The sequence below is a fragment of the Nocardia sp. NPDC052316 genome, assembly GCF_044547795.1.
Lineage (GTDB): Bacteria > Actinomycetota > Actinomycetes > Mycobacteriales > Mycobacteriaceae > Nocardia.
This window is the reverse complement of sequence record NZ_JBIUBB010000002.1, coordinates 549,429-569,202: the sequence shown is the minus strand read 5'-3', so window position 1 is coordinate 569,202 and position 19,774 is coordinate 549,429. Positions and strand designations below refer to the sequence as shown.

Annotated in this window: 2 protein-coding genes (1 of these 2 running past the window's edge); both read right to left on the bottom strand. The window is 68.4% G+C overall.

The features are described 5' to 3' along the window. Nucleotides 1–4,523 carry the 5' end (the start) of a non-ribosomal peptide synthase/polyketide synthase gene (locus tag ACIHA7_RS09470; protein WP_397288700.1) on the bottom strand. Its footprint begins 16,276 nt before the window's first position, so 4,523 of the gene's 20,799 nt are visible here — the first part of the coding sequence; it begins with the start codon at nt 4,521–4,523; its stop codon lies beyond the left edge, outside the window. Beyond that, nucleotides 4,523–19,774, bottom strand: coding sequence for an amino acid adenylation domain-containing protein (locus ACIHA7_RS09465; RefSeq protein WP_397287452.1), 15,252 nt, complete (start codon nt 19,772–19,774; stop codon nt 4,523–4,525). The genes ACIHA7_RS09470 and ACIHA7_RS09465 overlap by 1 nt, the downstream gene beginning before the upstream one ends.

Sequence of the window (19,774 nt, the reverse complement as noted above, 5' to 3'; positions counted from 1 at the left end):
GGGTCCGCGACCAGCTGCCGCAGCAGCCGCACCCACCGCGTCGCCATCGCTGCCACGGTGGACCGGTCGAACAGATCGGTGGCGTACTCGACGAGCCCGGTCCACCGCTCGCCGACGGGCGCGTCAGCGATGTTGAACGAAAGGTCGAACCGCGCGGTCGCGGTGAACGCGGCGTACGGTTCGATCCGCACCTCCGGCAGTTCGAGCGTAGGCAATGCGTTGTTCTGGAAGGCCAACGACACCTGGAACAACGGATGATGGGCCGCCGAGCGAGCCGGTTTCAGCAACTCCACCAGCAACTCGAACGGCGCGTCCTGGTTCTCGTACGCGGCCAAGGCTTTCGCCCTGACCTCGCCGAGGATCTCGGTGAACGACGCACCCGCGGGCACTGGCGCGCGCAATACCAAGGTGTTGACGAAGAACCCGACCAGCTCGGCCAGCGCGTCGTCGGTCCGGCCCGCGATCGGCGTCCCGATCGGAATATCTTGCCCGGCACCGTGTTTGAACAGCAGCACGGCCAGCGCCGACTGCAGCACCATCGACACCGTCGCGCCTGCTGCGCGCGCCAGATCCTCCACCGCGGTACGGATCTCCGGATCGATGTCGAAGGTCACCACGTCGCCGCGGTAGCTCGGCACGCGCGGCCGCGGCCGATCGGTCGGCAAGGGCAGTTCCTCCGGCAGGCCGTCGAGTTCGGCCCGCCAGTACGCGAACTGCTGGGACAGCACACTATCCGGATCGGTCGGCGACCCCAGCAGTTCCTGCTGCCACAACGTGTAGTCCGCGTACTGGACCGGCAACGGCTGCCACTGCGGCCGCAGACCCTGCCGTCGCGCCGCGTACGCCGTCGACAGGTCGCGCAGCAGCGGCGCCGCGGACCAGCCGTCGGCGGCGATGTGGTGGATCAGCACCACGACGACGCACTCGTCGGCGCCGGAGCGCACCACGGTGAGCCGGATCGGGAGCTGCGTGGACAGATCGAACCCGTAGCGGGCCGCCGCGCTCACCGCGGCGTCCACCGCGCCCGGTGCCGGCTCGGTCACCGTGACCGGCACCTCGAGGCCGTCGGCGTCGATTACCCGCTGGGACGGCACGCCATCGGTCTCGACGAAGATCGTGCGCAGACTCTCGTGTCGCGCGACGACATCGCCGATCGCGGCGGCCAACGCCGCCACATCCACCCCGTGGAACCGCGCGGCCACCGGGATGTTGTAGTTGGCCGACGGCCCTTCCAGCCGATGGATGAACCACAACCGCCGCTGCGCGAACGACAACGGCAGCACGGCCGGGCGCGGCCGCGTCGTCAGCACCGGTCGCAGCCGCGTGCGCTCGCCGAGCCGAATGGCCAACTGCGCCACCGTCGGAGCGTCGAATATCGTCCTGATCGGGACCTCGACGCCGAGCACCACCCGGATCCGGCTGGCCAGCCTGGTCGCCAGCAGCGAGTGCCCGCCGAGCGCGAAGAAGCTGTCGTCCAGCCCGACCCGCTCGTGGCCGAGAACTTCGGCGAACAGCTCGCTCAGCATCTGTTCCTGGATACTGCCCGGTGCCCGATACCGCACCGAGGAGCGCAGCTCCGGGACCGGCAACGCCGCCCGATCCAATTTGCCGTTAGCGGTCAACGGCACACTGTCGATCACCATCACCACCGACGGCACCATGAAGTCCGGCAGCCGCTCGGCGGCGAACCGGCGCACCTCCGCACCGTCGAGGCGATTCGTGGCCACGCGTTCGGCACCACAGGGGCGGCCATTCGCCCGCCCGCGACCGTTGCCGGCGACCGAACCGGCCCGTTCCGCGACCACGTACCCGATGAGCTGCTTGTCACCGGTGCCGGTGTCGCGCGCAACCACCACCGCGTTCGACACCGAAGGGTGTTGCGCCAGTACAGTTTCCACCTCGCCGGGCTCCACCCGGAAGCCGCGGATCTTGACCTGATCGTCGGCCCGGCCCGCGAACTCCAGCTGTCCGGAGTTGTTCCAGCGCACCACATCACCGGTGCGATACAGCCGACCGCCCGAGGGATCGAACGGATCGGCGACGAACCGTGTAGCGGTCAGCCCGGCCCGGCCGTGATAGCCGCGCGCCAGTTGGGCGCTGGAGACATACAACTCCCCCGCGACGCCCACCGGCACCGGCGCCAACCAGGAATCAAGCACGAACACTCGGGTATTGGCCACCGGCACGCCGATCGGCACCACCGCACCCGCCACGTCGGCGGGGACCTGGTGGGACGTCACGTCGACCGTCGCCTCGGTGGGGCCGTAAAGGTTGTCGATCCGGATGTCTCCCCAGCTGTCCCGCATCGCGTGCACCAGCCCGGACGGGAGCGTGTCGGCGCCGGTGTTCACCTGCGTCAGACTCTGGAAAGGGTTGTCGGACAGGTACTCGGCGTGCTCGACCAACGCCGCGAGCAAGGGTGGCGTAGCGAACATCTTCGTCACCGACCTGGTCTCGATCAGCCGGGTGATCTCCGCCAGATCCGAACGTCGCTCACCGGCCACCACCAAGGCCGCCCCGCCGCAGAGCGCGGGCCAGATCTCGTAGGTCGAGGCGTCGAACGCGATCGACGAGTGCACCAGCACCCGATCCTCGATACCCGCCGACCACGCCTGGGCGACCAGGTTCACCACGTTACGGTGGGTGATGCCAACGCCTTTCGGCACACCGGTGGAGCCGGAGGTGTAGATCACATACGCCAAATTCTGTGGCCGTGCCGGGATCGGATCCCGGCCGCCGCGGTCCTCGACCGTCGGTGCATCGATGTACAGGTGCGGTGTCACGCTGTGCGGCAACGCCTCCGAGGTCGCACGGTCGGTCACGACGACAACCGGCTCGGCATCGGTTAGGACGAACGCCAGCCGATCGGAGGGGTATCCCGGATCGATCGGCAGATAGCCACCACCGGCTTTCACCACACCCAGCAACGCCACGATCAACTCCACCGACCGCGGCAAGGCCACCGCGACAAGGGTGTCCGGACCAACTCCGCGCGAAACCAGCAGGCGGGCAAGGCGTTCCGCACGGCTGTCGAGTTCCCGATAGCTCAGCTCTGCCGTACCGCAGACCACCGCGGTCGCGTCCGGCGTCCGAGCGACCTGTGCCCCGAACAATCCGGCCAGCGTGGCCGTCGGGTCCACGGGCACGGCGGTGTCGTTCCACCGGCGCAGCACCAGCTCGCGTTCCTCGGTGTCGAGCACCTCGACCGACCCCACCGGCCCATGCGGGTCGGCCACCACCTGCCGCAGGATCCGTACCAACCGCGCCGCCATCGCCTCGATCGTGGACCGATCGAACAGGTCGGTGGCGTATTCGACGTGCACGTCCCACCCGGCGGCGCCGTTGCTACCGGTGCTCGCGTCGCCGACATTGAAGGTCAGGTCGAATCGGGAGGTCAGCGCGGGCAGGGCATACGGCTCGAACCCGACGCCGGACAGTTCGAGGGTGGCCGCGGTGTTGTTCTGGAAACTCAGCAGCACCTGGAACAAGGGATGGTGGGCCGCCGACCGGGCCGGATTCAGCAGCTCGACCAGCAGCTCGAACGGCAGATCCTGATTCTCGTAGGCCGCCAACGCTTTTGCCCTGACCTGGCCCAGAATTTCGGCGAACGAGGCCGACGGCCGCACAGCCGTCCGCAACACCCAGGTGTTGACGAAGAACCCCACCAGTTCGTTCAGCGCGTCATCGGTGCGGCCCGCGATCGGTGATCCGATCGGAATATCCTCGCCGGCACCGAGTTTGAACAGCAACACGGCCAGCGCCGACTGCAAGACCATGGACACCGTCGCGCCGGAGCGACTCGCCAGCTCCTCCAGCTCCGCCCTGGCCTTCGCGTCGATGCCGAACACCAGCATGTCTCCGCGGTAACTGGCCACCCGAGGTCGTGGCCGGTCCGTCGGCAGCCGCAGCTGCTCGGGCAGACCGTCGAGCTCCCGCCGCCAATACGCGAACTGCTGGGACAGCACACTGTCCGGATCGTCCGGCGAGCCGAGCAGTTCCTGCTGCCACAGTGTGTAGTCCACGTATTGGACCGGCAACGACTCCCAGCCGGGGGCCCGCCCCTGCCGCCGAGCCGCGTACGCCGTCGACAGGTCCCGCAACAACGGCGTCATCGACCAGCCGTCACCGGCGATGTGGTGGATCAGCAACACCACGACGCATTCGTCGGCACCGCAGCGGAAAACGTTGGCGCGGATGGGAATCTCGGACGCCAGGTCGAACTCGTACCGCGCGGCCTCGGTGACCGCCGTGTCCAAGGCGGCGGTATCGACGTCGGCGATGAGCACCGGCACCTCGACCGCGTCTTCGTCGAGGACCTGCTGGCCGGGCACGCCGTCGGCCTCGACGAAGATCGTGCGCAAGCTCTCGTGCCTGGCGACCACGTCACCGATCGCGGCCGCGAAGGCGGGCGCGTCGAACCCACCGCGCAATCGAAACGTCAACGGCATGTTGTAGGTGGCCGACGGCCCCTCCAACCGGTGGATGAACCACAACCGGCGCTGTGCGAACGACAACGGAATCATCACAGACCCACCTCTCGATTCATCCTGCGCAGCGCCGGTCTGCGCGATGGCGCCAACTCCGGCCATCGGTTCGCGAGCTCGGCGACGGTCGCGGCGTCGAAGATCACCCGGATCGGGACCTCGACGCCGAGCACCGCCCGAATCCGGCTGGCCAGGCGGGTCGCCAGCAACGAATGCCCGCCCAGCGCGAAGAAACTGTCGTCCACGCCGACCCGGTCGAGTCCGAGGATCTCGGCGAACAACTCGGCGAGCACCCGCTCCCGCTCGCTGCTCGGCGCTCGATACTCCGCCGCGGCGGCGAATTCCGGGTCCGGGAGTGCCGCGCGATCGAGCTTTCCGTTCGTGGTCAACGGCACGTCGTCGAGCACCATCACCACCGACGGCACCATGAACTCCGGCAACAGCTCGGCCGCCAGCTCCCGCACGGCGGCGGGCAGCAGCGTGTCCTGTGGGTTGCTGGCGTACGGCGTCGGATCATCGACCGCCGCCGACGGCACATAGACATCGGTCAACGGCCGGCTTCGCGCCGTCGCGGTGTCGACGAATACCGCCTCCATCCGATCCTGCTGCGCCGACCAGGTGACCGCGGTGGCGTAACCCAGTTGTTCACCCAGCACGTGCAAGTCTTCGGGCAGCAATCCGGCATCCCTTCGACCGGCGGGGTCGACGAGTATTCCCTCGAACCCCGCGGCCCGCGGATCGGTGCGCGGGGCGGCCGGAACGGTCTCACCGCGTCGAATTCGGTTCGCGGCGTCGATCTGGCCCGTCAGCCCGGCGTGTGGGATCCCGGTGACCCGGACGCCGTCCGGGTGTCGAGATCCCAGCAGGGTGCGCAACCAATCATGTTCGCGGAACTCGACTTTCGGCACCTCGGCTACGGACAGCGCTGCCGTGGGTGTCTTGCGCAGGACAACGTCGTATCGGTAGCGAGTCAACTCGTTGACCGAGTAGCCGCGTTTGAGTTCGATATCGACCGTCTCGAAGTCGGTGACCCGGCACAGCGCATGGAAGTATTCGGGCGCGACCAACAGTTCTTGCTCGGCGAACACCGTGCGGCGCACGCGTTCCCGGATCGCCGCCGGATCGTCACCGTCGTTGCGGGCGATCTGCACCGCCGTGGTGAACTCCTCCAGCAGCCCCAGATTCCGGACGTCACCGACGAATATCGCGCCGCCGGGAGCCAGCAGGCCGAGTACCTGTTCGAGGACCCGGCGCAGATACCGTTCGCCAGGGAAGTACTGCACCACCGAGTTCACGACCACCGTGTCGAAGTACTCTGTCGGCAATCCCGCGATGTCTTCGGCGGACCGGACACTCAGCGAGACCCGGTCGGTCCACGGCGCGTCCAGGTCGTCCAACTGGTGGCGCAGGGTGTCGATGGTCGCGGCGGAGAAGTCCGACGCCCAGTATTCATCGCAGTCGGGTGCCAACTGGGACAACAGCAAGCCGGAGCCGACACCGATCTCGAGCACTCGCCGCGGCGCCAGTCCACGGATGCGCTGCACCGTCGCTTCGCGCCATTCGCGCATCTGCTCGATCGGAATCGACGTGCCGGTGTAGCTGCTGTTCCAGCCGCCGAAGTCCATCCCGAATCCCGCCGGAGCCCGGTCTCCGTTCCCGTTTCCGGCGCCATTACCTGATCTGCCGGCCTTCTTATCCGCTGCGCCGTACAGGTCGTCGTAGACCCGGCGCCACTGCCCGACCAGTTCTTCTTCACCGGCAACCGGCCCGGAGCGGTCCGCGACCACATAGCCGACCAGCTGCTGTCCACCGGTGCTGCTGTCGCGTACGACCACCACCGCGCGGGACACCGCGGGGTGTTGCTCCAGCGCGGATTCCACCTCGCCGGGTTCCACCCGGAAGCCGCGGACCTTGACCTGATCGTCGGCCCGGCCGACGAACTCCAACTGCCCGGAGTTGTTCCAGCGCACCACGTCACCGGTGCGATACAGGCGGCCGCCACCGGCCGGATCGAAGGGGTCGGCGACGAATCGAGTCGCGGTGAGTCCCGCGCGTCCGTGGTAGCCGCGCGCCAGCTGCGTGCCCGCCACGTACAGCTCCCCCGCGACACCCACCGGCACCGGCGCCAACCACGAATCCAGCACGAAGACCCGCACATTCACCGACGGGCGCCCGATCGGCACCGCGCCGTCGAGGTCGCCGAGCACGTCGAAGTCGGTGACGCACGCGGTCGTTTCGGTAGGCCCGTAGCCGTTCATCACCTGTACGTCAGCGTGTTTCGCGTGCAGCTTGCGCACGACGGCCGCGGTGAGCTCGGCACCGCCTGCGATCACCCGCCGCATACTGCGCAGCGGTGTGCCCGGCACGTGCTCCACGTGATCGACCAAGGCCGACAACAGCGGGGGCGTCGCGAACATCTTTGTCACCGAACGGTTCTCGATCAGCCCGGTGAGCTCCACCAGATCCGATCGCGGGGATTCCGCCACGACCAGCGCGGCACCGGCGGCCAAGGCAGGCCAGATCTCATAGGTCGTGGCGTCGAAAGCGATCGACGAATGCGTCAAGACGCGATCCTCCGGCGCGACCGACCAGGCTCGGGCGACCAGGTTCACCAGGTTGCGATGGGTGATCCCCACACCTTTCGGAACTCCTGTGGAACCGGAGGTGTAGGTCACGTACGCCAAATGCTGTGGCCGCAGATCTATCCCGACCGAAACCCCAAGTGCGCCACCATTGTTGCCCGGTGCGTCCAGATAGTGGTGCGGGGCCGCGGTGTCTGGCAGGAACCGGGCGGTAGCGGATTCGGTCACGACGACGACCGGCGCGGCGTCGGAGAGGATGAACGACAACCGATCCGGCGGATAGCCGGGATCGATCGGCAGGTATCCGCCACCGGCCTTCAACACGCCCAGCAGCGCCACGATCAACTCCGCCGACCGCGGCAGGGCCACCGCGACCAGCGTGTCCGGGCGTACGCCGCGCGCGACCAGTGCGCGCGCCAACCCGTCGGCTCGGGTATCGAGTTCCCGATACGAGATCTCGGTGGCGCCGGCGAGCACGGCGGTGGCCGCCGGTGTCCGGGCGGCCTGGGCCTCGAACAGCCCGACCATGGTGGTGTCCTGGACCGCGACATCGGTGTCGTTCCACCGCCGCAGCACCGACTCCCGTTCGTCGGCGTCGAGGACGTCGATCGCCCCCACCGGGTTACCCGGGTCCGTCACGATCCGGTCCAGTATGCGCACGAACCGGGCCACCATCGACTCGACGGTGGACCGGTCGAACAGGTCGGTCGAGTACTCGACGAACCCGCTCCACGGGTCACCGGCGGGCGCGTCGGCGACATTGAAGAACAGGTCGAACCGCGAGGCCGCGATGGACGCGGGATAGGGCTCGAAGCCGACCCCGGGCAGCCGCAGAGTGGGCAGCGCGTTGTTCTGGAAGGCCAACGACACCTGGAACAACGGGTGGTGCGCCGCCGAGCGGGCCGGATTCAGCAACTCGACCAGCAACTCGAACGGAACGTCCTGATTCTCGTACGCGGCCAACGCTTTCGACCGCACCTGCGCCACCACCTCGGCGAAAGACGTTGCCGCGGCGACACTTGCCCGCAGCACCCAGGTGTTGACGAAGAAGCCGACCAGGTCGGCCAACGCCTCGTCGGTCCGGCCTGCGATCGGCGAGCCGAGCGGAATATCCTCTCCGGCACCGAGTTTGAACAGCAGCACGGCCAGCGCCGATTGCAGCACCATCGACACCGTCGCGCCCTCGCGGGCCGCCAGCCGCTCCACCGCGGTACGGATCTGCGGATCGATACCGAAGACCACCATGTCGCCGCGGTAGCTGGCCACCCGTGGTCGCGGCCGGTCGGTCGGCAACCGCAGCTGCTCGGGCAAGCCGTCGAGCTCACGACGCCAGTACTCGTACTGCTGGGACAGCACACTGTCCGGATCGTCGGCCGATCCGAGGAATTCTCGTTGCCACAGCGTGTAGTCCACGTACTGCACCGGCAGCGGCGCCCAGCGCGGCGCCCGATGTTCGAGGCGCGCGGCGTACGCGGTGGCCAGGTCCCGCAGCAACGGCGCCGCCGACCAGCCGTCACCCGCGATGTGATGGACCAGCAGCACCAGGACACACTCCGTGCCCCCGGACCGGAACACCGTGGCGCGCAGGGGAATCTCCGACGACAGATCGAAGGCGTACCGCACCGCGGCGTTCACCGCCGCGTCCAGCTCCGCCGGATCCACGGTCTCCACCTCGACCGGGACCGTCACCTCGACGCTGTCGGTCGCGAGCACCCGCTGGGTCGGCACGCCGTCGGTCTCGACGAAGACCGTCCGCAGACTTTCGTGCCTGGCCACCACGTCACCGAGCGCGGCCGCGAAAGCCGACGCGTCGAATACGCCGCTCAGCCGGACCGGCAACGGCATGTTGTAGGTAGCCGACGGCCCCTCCAGCCGGTGGATGAACCACAGTCTGCGCTGCGCGAACGACAGCGGAACCACGTCCGGCCGTGGCCGGGGCAGCAGCGGCGGGCGCACTCGCACCTCGGCATCGAGGCGAGTCACCAACTGCGCCACCGTCGGCGCGTCGAAGATCGTCCGGATCGGCAGCTCCACGCCGGTGACCGCGCGAACGCGACTGGCCAGGCGGGTCGCCAGCAGCGAGTGCCCACCCAGTGCGAAGAAGTTGTCGTCCACACCGACCCGGTCGAGTCCGAGGATCTCGGCGAACAACTCGGCCAGTACCTGTTCACGCTCGCTGTCCGGCGCGCGGTACTCCGCCGACGAGGCGAACTCCGGATCCGGCAGTGCCCGGCGATCGAGTTTCCCGCTCGCGGTCAACGGCACCGACCCGATCACCATCACCGTCGCGGGCACCATGAACTCCGGCAACCGGTCACTCGCCCACCGGCGCACGTCGGCGGCCAGCAGACCCGCCTGCGGGTTGTTGGCGTACCCGGCCGGCTCCCCTACCGGCTCGGCGGCGGTGTACACCTCGGCCAGTGGCCGGTCGCCGAGCGTGGCGGCGTCGACGAAGACCGCGTCCATCCGGTCCGGGCGAGCGGACCAGGTGACCGCGGTCGCGTACCCGAGTTCCCGGCCGAGCCGATGCAGGTCCTCCGGCACGACACCCGCACGCTCGGTGATCGTGTCGACTATCCCTTCGAAGCCGACACCGAGCGCGTCGGTGGCGACACCCGAGTGGCCCGTCTTGATCCGGTGTGTCGCTTCGACCTCACCGACCAGCCCCGCATGCGGGATGCCGGTGATCCGGATGCCGTCCGGATGCTGGTCGCGCAGCAGTGCCCGCAACCGATCATGGTCGTGGAAGGCGACTCTCGGCACCTCGGCGACCGAAAGCGGGTTCGCCGCGGCCGGATGCAGCACCACGTCGTACCGGTAGCGCGTCAACTCGTTCATCGAGTATCCGCGTTTGAGTTCGATGTCGACGGCGCCGATATCGAGGACCTCGCCCAGCGCGAGGAAGTACTCCGGCGCGAGCAGCAGTTCTTGTTCGGCGGAGATGTCGCGGCGCACCCGGTCGGCGACCGCCACCGGGTCGGCGCCGCCGTTGCGCGCGATCTGCGCTGCGGTGGTGAACTCCTCGAGCAGCGCCAGATTCCGGACGTCACCGAGGAACACCGCGCCACCCGGAGCCAGCACTCGCAGCACCCGCTCGAGCACCCGGCGCAGATAGCTCTGGCTGGGGAAATACTGGATCACCGAGTTCAACACCACGGTGTCGAAGTAGTGCTCCGGCAACCCTTCGGTCTCGTCGGCGCCGCGCACGCTCAGCGAGACGCGGTCGACCCAGTCCTCGTTGAGTTCACCCAGCTGTCGTTGCAGCGTGCTGATCGTCGCGGACGAGAAGTCCGTCGCCCAGTATTCGGCGCAGTCGGGAGCCAGCTGCGACATCAGCAGGCCCGACCCCACCCCGATCTCCAGCACCCGACGCGGCCGCAGCCCCCGAATGCGCTCGACGGTGGTCGCGCGCCATTCGCGCATCTGTTCCACCGGAATCGCGGCCCCGGTGTAGCTGCTGTTCCAGCCGCCGAAACCGGTAACGAACCCGGCCTCGGCACCTTCGACGGGACCGATGTCGGGTGCGTGCTCGGCGCCGGCGTACAGGTCGTCGTAGACCCGACGCCACTGCCCCACCAGTTCGCCTTCGCCGACGGTGGCCCCGGAATGGTCGGCGACCACGTACCCGACCAACTGCTTGCCCGCATCGGAGTCGTGTGCCACGACCACCGCCTGCGCCACCGAAGGATGTTGCGCCAGTACGCTTTCCACCTCACCGGGTTCGACCCGGAAGCCACGGATCTTGACCTGATCGTCGACCCGGCCCGCGAACTCCAGCACTCCCGCCGAGGTCCAGCGCACCACGTCGCCGGTGCGATACAGCCTGCCGCCGCCGGTCCGATCGAACGGGTCGGCCACGAACCGGGCCGCGGTCAGTCCGGCCCGACCGTGATAGCCGCGCGCCAGTTGGGCGCCCGCCACGTACAGCTCCCCCGAGACACCCACCGGCACGGGCACCAGCCACGAATCCAGCACGAACACTCGCGAATTCGGCACCGGCACCCCGATCGGGACCACCGCACTCGGTTCGTCCTCGGGCACCCGATACGCGGTCACGTCGACGGTGGCCTCCGTCGGACCGTACAGATTGTCGACCCGAAGGTCCCGGCACGTGCCACGCAGCGCCCGCACCAACCCGGAGGTGAGCGTATCTGCGCCGGTGTTGACCTGCCGCAGGCTCTGGAACGGGTTGTCCGGCAATGCTTCCACGTGATCGACCAGCGCCGACAGCAACGGTGGCGTGGCGAACATCTTCGTCACCGACCAGGTCTCCACCAGCCGGGTGATCTCCGCCGGGTCCGAGCGCTGCTCGCCGGCGACGACCAACGTCGCACCACCGCACAGGGCGGGCCAGATCTCATAGGTCGAGGCGTCGAACGCGATCGACGAGTGCACCAGCACCCGATCCTCGACGCCCGCCGTCCACGCCTGGTTGACCAGGTTGACGACGTTATGGTGCGTGATACCAACACCTTTCGGAACGCCGGTGGATCCGGACGTGTAGATCACGCACGCCAGATCGTGCGCGCGCACCGCGACCGCCCGATCCAGACCGGCTCGAGCACCGTCGAGCGCGTCCATCGAGTCGAGGTAGAGGTGTGGCGTCGCGGTCGGTGGAAGCGCGTGCGCGGTGGCCGAGTCGGTCACGACGACGACCGGCGCGGCGTCGGCGAGGATGAACGCCAGCCGATCCGAGGGATACTCGGGATCGATCGGCAGGTACCCGCCACCGGCTTTCAGCACACCGAGCAAGGTCACGATCAGGTTCGCGGAGCGAGGCAACGCCACCGCGACCACACCGTCGGGGCCGACGCCGCGCGAGATCAACGCCCGCGCCAGCCGATCGGCGCGCCGGTCCAGATCGTGGTAGGTCAGCTTCGCGTCCGCGCAGACGACCGCGATCGCATCCGGGGTCGCGGCGACCTGCGCCGCGACCAGCTCGGTCAGGGTGGTGGCGGCCGGTACCTCGGCCGCGGTGTCGTTCCACCGGCGCAGCACCAGCTCGCGCTCGTCGGTGCCGAGGACATCGATGGAACCCACCGGGACTTCGGGATCCGAGCCGATCTGCCGCAGCAGGCGGACCAGCCGGGCCGCCATCGCCTCGACGGTGGACCGGTCGAACAGTTCGGTCGCGTACTCGACGAACCCGCTCCACGGGTCACCGGCGGGGGCCTCGGCGATGTTGAAGAACAGATCGAATCGCGCGGTCGCGGTGGACGCGGGATAAGGCTCGATCCGCACCCCCGACAGTTCGAGCGCGGGCAGCGTGTTGTTCTGGAAGGCCAATGTCACCTGGAACAACGGATGATGCGCGGCCGAGCGAGTGGGGTTCAGCAACTCCACCAACAGTTCGAACGGAACATCCTGATTCTCGTAGCCCGCCAACGCTTTTTCGCGGACCACACCCAAGATCTCGGTGAACGACGCGTCCGGGACGACGGCGGCCCGCAGCACCCAGGTATTGACGAAGAACCCGACCAGCTCGGCCAGGGCCTCGTCGGTCCGGCCCGCAATCGGCGCGCCGATCGGAATATCCTCTCCGGCACCGAGTTTGAACAGCAAGACAGCCAGCGCCGATTGCAGCACCATCGACACCGTCGCGCCCTCGCGGGCCGCCAACCGCTCTACCGCGCTACGGATCTCCGGATCGATGCGGAAGTGCACCATGTCGCCGCGGTAACTGGCCACCCGCGGTCGCGGCCGATCGGTCGGCAGCCGCAGTTGCTCGGGCAGCCCCTCGAGTTCGCGGCGCCAATACTCGAACTGCTGCGACAACACGCTGTCCGGATCGGTCGACGAGCCGAGCAGTTCACGCTGCCACAACGTGTAGTCCGCGTACTGCACCGGCAACGGCCGCCACCGCGGTGCCCGCTTGTCCCGTCGCGCGGCGTAGGCCTCGGACAGGTCGCGCAGCAGCGGCGTCAACGACCAGCCGTCACCGGCGATGTGATGGATCAGCAACACCAGCACGGCCGCATCGTCGGTCCGGCGGAACACTGTGGCGCGCAACGGAATCTCCGACGACAGATCGAAGCCGTAGCGCACCGCCGACGTCACCGCCGCGTCCGTCTCGGCGGGATCGGCGGCCCGCATGTCCGTCACCGTGACCGGCACCTCGACGCTGCCCACGTCCAGGACCCGTTGGGAAGGCACACCATCGGCGTCGACGAAGACCGTCCGCAGGCTCTCGTGCCGGGCGACCACATCGCCGATCGCGGCGGTCAACGCCGCCACATCCACGCCGTGCAACCCGACCGCCAGCGCCATGTTGTAGGTGGCCGACGGTCCTTCCAGCCGATGGATGAACCACAGTCGCCGCTGGGCGAACGACAGCGGAACCACGTCCGGCCGCGGCCGGGCCAGCAGGGCGGGGCGCACCTGCACGCCCGCGTCGAGCCGGGTCGCCAACTGCGCCACCGTCGGAGCGTCGAACACCGTCCGGATCGGTACCTCGACGCCGAGCTCCACGCGGATCCGGCTGGCCAGGCGGGTCGCCAGCAGCGAGTGGCCACCCAGCTCGAAGAAGCTGTCGTCCACGCCGACCCGGTCGCGTCCGAGAACCGCGCCGAACAGCTCGGCCAGCACCCGCTCGCGCGCAGTGCCCGGCGCTCGATACCGCACCGAGGAAACCGACTCCGGCGCGGGCAGCGCCGCACGGTCCAGTTTTCCGTTCGCGGTCAACGGCACCGCGTCGATCACCATCACCACCGTCGGCACCATGAACTCCGGCAGCCGTTCCGCGGCGAAGTCGCGCACCTGCGCACCGACGAGATCGGTGCGGTCGGCGACCACATAGCCGATCAGCTGCTTGTCACCGGTGTCGCCGTCGCGTACCACCACCAGCGCCTGCGCCACCGAAGGATGTTGGGCCAGTACCGATTCGACCTCGCCGGGCTCCACCCGGAAGCCGCGGATCTTGACCTGATCATCGATGCGACCCAGGAACTCCAGCTGCCCGCCGGAATCCCGGCGCACCAGATCCCCCGTGCGATACAGCCTGCCGCCGTTCGGATCGAAGGGGTCGGCGACGAACCGTGCCGCGGTCAGGTCCGCCCGGCCGTGGTATCCCCGACCCAACTGCGCACCGGCCACATACAACTCACCCGCCACCCCTGCCGGAACGGGTGCCAGCCACGAATCCAGCACGAAGGCCCGAACATTGGCCAAGGGACGCCCGATCGGCACCGAGACGTCAGCGAAATGCTCCCCGGCCCGGAACGGTCGACGGATCGCGAATGTCGTTGTCTCGGTAGGCCCGTACACGTGCACGACGCGGGTCTGCGGGCACAGTCGCAGCGCACGCGCGAAGACCTCCGGCGGCATCTCCTCGCCGCCGACCCATACCTCGCGAAGCCCGGCCAGCGCGTCGGGGCAGTGGTCGACGAACAACTCGAACAAGCGCGTGGTGAGGAATACCGCGCTCACCTGGTGCGCCGCCAAGTGCCGTCCCAGCACCGCGATATCGGTGCGGCCCGGCGGTGCGACCACGATTCGGCCGCCGCCGAGCAGCGGCACCCAGATCTCATAGGTGGAGGCATCGAACGCGACCGACGAATGCACCAGCACGCTCGCGTGCGCACCCTCGTGCCAACTGTGCTTGGTCGCGAAGGCCACCACGTTACGGTGCGTGATGGCAACACCTTTCGGGACGCCGGTGGAGCCCGAGGTGTAGATCAGGTAGGCCAAGTTCTGCGGCGCCGCCGCGACGGCCCGGTCCAGGGTAGCGCCCTCGACCACGTCGATCGTGTCCAGGTAGAGGCGCGGTGCCGCCGTGTCGGGCAGGAGATCGACGGTCGCGGAATCGGTCACGACGACCACCGGGGCCGCGTCGGTCAGGATGAACGCCAGCCGGTCGGAGGGGTAGGTCGGATCGATCGGCAGGTACCCGCCACCGGCCTTCGATACCGCGAGCAACGCCACGATCAGCTCCACCGACCGGGGCAATGCCACGGCGGCAATGGTGTCGGGGCCTACCCCGCGCGACGACAGGACGCACGCCAATTCTGTTGCCCGCGTGTCGAGTTCCCGATACGAGATCTCGTCGTCACCGCAGACCACGGCCACCGCCTCCGGCGTGCGCGCGACCTGCGCCTCGAACGCGGTGACCACGGTGGCGTCCCGGTCGATCGGGGCAGCGGTGTCGTTCCATCGATACACGACCAGGTCGCGTTCGTCGTCATCCAGGACATCGACCGCCCCCACCGCGGTGTCCGGATGCGACACCACCTGTCGCAGAATCCGCACCAGCCGGGCCGCCATGGCCTCGACCGTGGACCGATCGAACAGATCGGTGGCGTATTCGATGTACCCGTCCCACCCGGGCGCGTTGCCGTTCTCGCGCGCACCAGCCGGGGCGTCGCCGATGTTGAAGGTCAGGTCGAAGCGCGAGGTGTCGGTGGCAGGCATGTGCGGCGTTACCCGCGCTCCCGGCAGCCGGAGGGTGGGCAGCGTGTTGTTCTGCAACGTCAGCAGCACCTGGAAGAGCGGGTGGTACGCCGACGAGCGAGTCGGATTCAGCAGCTCCACCAGCAACTCGAACGGCGCGTCCTGATTGTCGTAGGCGGCCAGGGCTTTGGCGCGGACACCATCGAGGATCTCGGTGAATGATGCGGCGGGATCGACCGTCGCGCGCAACACCCAGGTGTTGACGAAGAAGCCGACCAGATCGGCCAGCGCGTCATCGGTACGGCCCGCGATCGGCGAGCCGATCGGGATATCCTCGCCTGCACCGAGTTTCGCCAGCAGCACCGCCAGCGCCGACTGCCACACCATGGACACCGTCGCGCCCTCGCGGGCCGCCAATCGCTCCACCGCGGCGCGCACATCGGGTTCGACGTCGAACAACACCACGTCGCCGCGGTAGCTGGCCACCCGAGGCCGCGGCCGATCGGTCGGCAATCGCAGCTGCTCCGGCAGACCGTCGAGTTCGGCGCGCCAGTAACCGAACTGCCGCGACAGCACACTGTCGGGATCCTCCGGGGAACCGAGCAGTTCCCGCTGCCACAGCGTGTAATCGACGTACTGCACGGGCAGCGGCGCCCACTCCGGTGCCCGCCCGGCCCGGCGCGCCGCGTAGGCCATGGACACATCGTCCAGCAGCAACGCCGCCGACCAGCCGTCGCTGGCGATGTGGTGGATCAGCACCAGCACCATCCACTCGTCGTCCCCGTAGCGGAACGCACCGGCGCGCAGGGGGATCTCGGTGGACAGTTCGAACGGATAGCGCGCCGCCTCGGCGACCGCCGCGTCGACCGCGTTCGGCGCCACGTCGGCGATGGTCACCGATATCTCGACGCGGTCCGCGTCCAGCACGAGTTGGGCTGGGACGCCGTCGGTTTCGACGAAGACCGTGCGCAGACTCTCGTGCCGGGCGACCACGTCGCGCACCGCCGCCGTGAACGCCGCCGCATCGAACGCGCCCGTCACCCGGGCGGCCAGCGGCATGTTGTAGGTGGCCGACGGCCCCTCCAACCGATGGATGAACCACAGCCGCCGCTGCGCGAAGGACAGCGGAATCACCGCGGGCCGCGGCCGGGCGAGCAGCATCGGGCGCATGGTGACCCCGGCGTCGAGCCTGGTCACCAGCTGCGCCACCGTCGGCGCGTCGAACACCGTCCGGATCGGCACCTCGACCCCGAGCACCGCCCGGATCCGGCTGATCAGCCGGGTTGCGGACAACGAATGACCGCCCAGTTCGAAGAAGCTGTCGTCCGCGCCGACCCGGTCGACCCCCAGCACCTCGCCGAACAGCCGCGCGAGCACCCGTTCGCGCTCACTGCCCGGCGCCCGATAGGCCCGCGAGGAGGCAAATTCCGGAGCGGGCAGCGCGGCCCGATCGAGCTTGCCGTTCGGGGTCAGCGGCACACGGTCGATCACCATCACCACGGTCGGCACCAGGAACTCCGGCAGCCGCTCCGCGGCGAACCGGCGCACCTGTGCCCCATCGAGCGCGTCGACGTCGAGGCCGCCGTTGCCCGAGGTGCTCCGATCGGCGACCACGTAACCGATCAGCTGCTTGTCGTCACCGGTCCCGGTGTCGCGGGCCAGCACCACGGCCTGCGACACCGCGGGATGTCGCGCCAGCACCGATTCGACCTCGCCCGGCTCCACCCGGAAGCCACGAATCTTGACCTGATCGTCGGCGCGGCCCACGAACTCCAGCACTCCGGCCGGAGTCCAGCGCACCACGTCGCCGGTACGGTACAACCGGCCACCGGTGCGATCGAACGGATCGGCGACGAACCGCGTTGCGGTCAACCCCGGCCGGCCGCGATAACCCCGCGCCAATTGCGCACCGGCGACATACAGTTCGCCGGCCACCCCCACCGGAACCGGCGCCAGCCAGGGGTCGAGCACGAACACCCGCATGTTCCCCAGCGGCGTGCCGATCGGGCTCTCGCCCCGCGTGCCGTGCTCGGCGCGTAGCGCCAGCTTCGTGACGTGCACCGTCGTTTCGGTGATCCCGTACATGTTCACCAGTGCTGGGCCGGTCCCGCCGACCGAGTACCACGGTTGTACATGGGTGTGGTGCAGCGCTTCCCCACCGAAGATCACCAGGCGCAGCGCCGAGTCGACGCTGCCGCTCACCGATCTGGCTTCGGCCAGTGCGTGGAAAGCGGAGGGGGTCTGATTGAGGATCGTCACGCCCTCGGCGACCACCAGGTCCCACAGCTGCGCGGGCGTGCGCACCACGTCCCACGGCACGACGACAACCCGGCCACCGTGCAGCAGCGCACCCCAGATCTCCCACACCGAAAAGTCGAAGGCTTGGGAATGGCACCAAGCCCACACGTCGTCTGCCCGGAATTCGCACCACGGCGCGGTACTCAGGAACAGCGAGGCCACATTGCGATGGGTGACGGCCACGCCCTTCGGCGTGCCGGTCGAGCCGGAGGTGTAGATGAGATAGGCGAGATTGCCGGGCAGCGGCGCGGTGGGCCGCACCACATCACGGCGCGCCGCCTCGGCCTCTTCGAGCAGAATAAGCGGAACCCTGTGTGGTGGCAGCCTTTTCGAGGTAGCGCGGTCGGTGATGACGGCGATCGGTGCCGCATCGGTGAGCACGAACGCCAACCGTTCGGCCGGATAACCCGGGTCGATCGGCAGGTAGGCACCCCCGGCCTTCGACACCGCCAGAATCGCGACGATCAGCTCGGCCGATCTCGGCAATGCCACCGCCACCACGCTGTCCGGCCGCACACCGCGGGCGAGCAAGGTCTGCGCGACGCGGTCCGCCCGCGCATCGAGTTCCCGGTACGACAGCCGCACCTCGCCGGACACCACGGCCACCGCGTCCGGGGCTCGGCGCACCTGATCGGCGAACAGCCCGAGCAGTGTTGCCGCCGGATCCACCGGCACCGCGGTGTCGTTCCAGGCCTCGACCACCAGCGAACGGTCGTCGCCGAGGATATCCACCGCCCCGATCGGTGCCGCCGGGTCGGTGATCGCCTGCGTCAGGTAGCGCGCGATCGAATCGAGGTAGCCGCGCAGATTGTCTTCGGTGTAGAGCTGCGCGTCGCCTTCGATCCGCAGGTATCCGCCGCGGGCCGACTGCTTTTCGTAGTGCAGCACAATCGACAGATCCCCGCTGTTCCCGGCGGAGTAGACCTGGAGATCAGCCGTCCCACCGGTCATCCGCAAGGCACCGAAGAACGACATGACGTTGATGACCGGGCCGAACGGGTTGCCCTGTGCGGGCGGCATTTTCAAGTCGCGCCGGATCTCCGACATGCCGTACCTGAGATGGTCTCGCGCGCCCGCGATGCTGTCCTGAAGCCGTCGGGACAGTTGCCCCAGCGAGACGTCTCGGCCCGAATCCACCAGCAGCGGAACGGTATCCGACAGTTGGCACGGCGTGCGCCGGGCAATGGCGTTCTGGTTGGAAACCGGCATCTGTACACAGAATTCGTCGCGCAGCGCGTAGCGCTGGACGGCGGCCGCCGCGACGGACATCAACAGATAGGGCAGCTTCACGCCGATCGCCCGCGCGGAGTCGATCAGCCTGCCGAGCTGCACGCCCGAAAAGCCGTGCGTGCACCCGATCCGCCCGGGCTTCACGTCTGGTGCGGCGTTACCGGGCAGTCGCAGCGGCTCGATCCCTGGCGGGATCTGCCCGCGCCAGTACTCACGATCGATCGCCTGCTGGTGGCGGCGGTAGGCCCGATCACTCTCGATGATCTCGTCTACGGGCACGAAATCGGCGGGCGCGATGGGCTTTCCGGCGATCAGGGCGCCGTACACATCCAGCACCCGCTGCGCCCAGGTGGCGACACCGACACCGTCCATGATGATGTGGTGGAAGCACATCGACAGAAAGTATTGTCCCGCATCAACTTTGAGCAGCGCGACGCGCAGCAATGCGTCCAGCTCCAGATCGAAGGCCAACTCGAGCTCGCGGGACATGTAGTCGAAGGCGGCCGATATCGGCTCGGGCTGTTCGGTGAGATCGAGGTAGGCCGGCATCCAATCGCGGGTGTCCCGGTCGATCTGCATCGGCCCGTCGGCACCACCGACGAAATTGACCGTCAGCGCCTCCGACTCCGCGAACACCTGCCGCAGCGCGGTGACGAAATGGCCGAGTTCCAGCTCGGCCTGAATGTCGATATATATCAGGCAATTGTTGGGAATATCGGAAAGTTCGTGCGCTAACCAGAGTTCTTTCTGGATAGATGTCAGACTGCGCAGCAGTGATTTATTACCGGATTGCAT